The sequence below is a fragment of the Micromonospora sp. NPDC049903 genome (genome assembly GCF_044460945.1).
Taxonomy (GTDB): domain Bacteria; phylum Actinomycetota; class Actinomycetes; order Mycobacteriales; family Micromonosporaceae; genus Micromonospora.
The window spans coordinates 1-1,245 of sequence record NZ_JBITKL010000069.1; the positions used below are offsets into that span (position 1 = coordinate 1).

General features: G+C 69.1%; 1 protein-coding gene. It reads left to right on the forward strand.

Features of this window, described 5'->3' with window-relative positions:
• The first annotated feature begins 90 nt into the window (after nucleotides 1-90).
• Nucleotides 91-1,209, forward strand: a complete 1,119-nt coding sequence (locus ACIBO1_RS32295; RefSeq protein ID WP_396753106.1) for an IS630 family transposase — start codon at nucleotides 91-93, stop codon at nucleotides 1,207-1,209.
• Nucleotides 1,210-1,245: the final 36 nt, after the last annotated feature.

The window sequence follows — 1,245 nt, forward strand, 5'->3', positions numbered from 1 at the left end:
CTAGTGCCGTGACCACGAACGTTCACGGTGTTGGATGACACGCCGTCTGGCCTGTCGGCCGGGTGGCGTCGTGGCGGTCAGGCTGTGGCGGTGGCAGATCCTGTACGCGTGCGGCGGCTAAGTGATCAGGAAGGTCAGCTGCTGCTCAGAATCACCCGCCGGGGAACCGGTTCGGCGATCCGACTGCGGCGGGCGATGGTCGTGCTCGCCTCGGCCGGTGGGAACACGGTGCCGGCCATCGCCCGCCTCGTCCAGGCCGATGAGGACACGATCCGGCAGGTCATCCACCGGTTCAACGAGATGGGGATGGCCAGCCTGGACCCTCAGTGGGCGGGTGGCCGTCCCCGCCAGATCAGTAGCGACGAGGAACAGTTCATCGTCGAGACGGCCGACACCCGCCCCGAGAAGCTGGGGCGGCCGTTCACCCGGTGGAGCATCCGCAAGCTCGCCGACCACCTGCGCCTGCATGCCACCCGCCGGGTCCGGATCGGGCGGGAGCGGCTGCGGCAGATCCTGCACCGGCACCGGATCACCTTCCAGCGGACCAAGACGTGGAAGGAGTCCACCGACCCTCACCGGGACACCAAACTCGCCCGGATCGAGTACGTCACCAGCCACTTCCCGCAGCGGGTGTTCGCCTTCGATGAGTTCGGGCCCCTCGTGATCCGCCCTCAGGCCGGCACGGGGTGGGCACCCGCGGGCCATCCGCGCCGGCTGCCGGCGAACTACCACAAGCTGCACGGCGTCCGGCAGTTCCACGGCTGCTACTCCGTCGGCGACGACCAACTCTGGGGCGTGGTCCGGCACCGCAAGAGCGCCGCGAACACCCTCGCCGCACTCACGTCGATCCGCGCCGCCCGCCCGGACGGGGCACCGATCTACGTCATCCTGGACAACCTGTCCGCGCACAAAGGCCGCAAGATCCGAACGTGGGCGGCCCGGAACAAGGTCGAACTCTGCTTCACCCCGACCTACGCCTCCTGGGCCAACCCGATCGAAGCCCAGTTCGGGCCGCTACGCACCTTCGTCATCGCCGGCTCCAACCACCCGAACCACCCCGCGCTGACCCGAAAACTGCAGACCTACCTGCGCTGGCGCAACACCAACGCCCGCCACCCCGACGTCCTGGCCGCCCAACGCCGAGAACGCGCCCGCATCCGAAGCGAACGCCAACGACGCTGGGGCCAACCCGCCACCCGCGCAGCCTGACCCCAACACCCCGAACCTTCATGGTCACGGCACTAG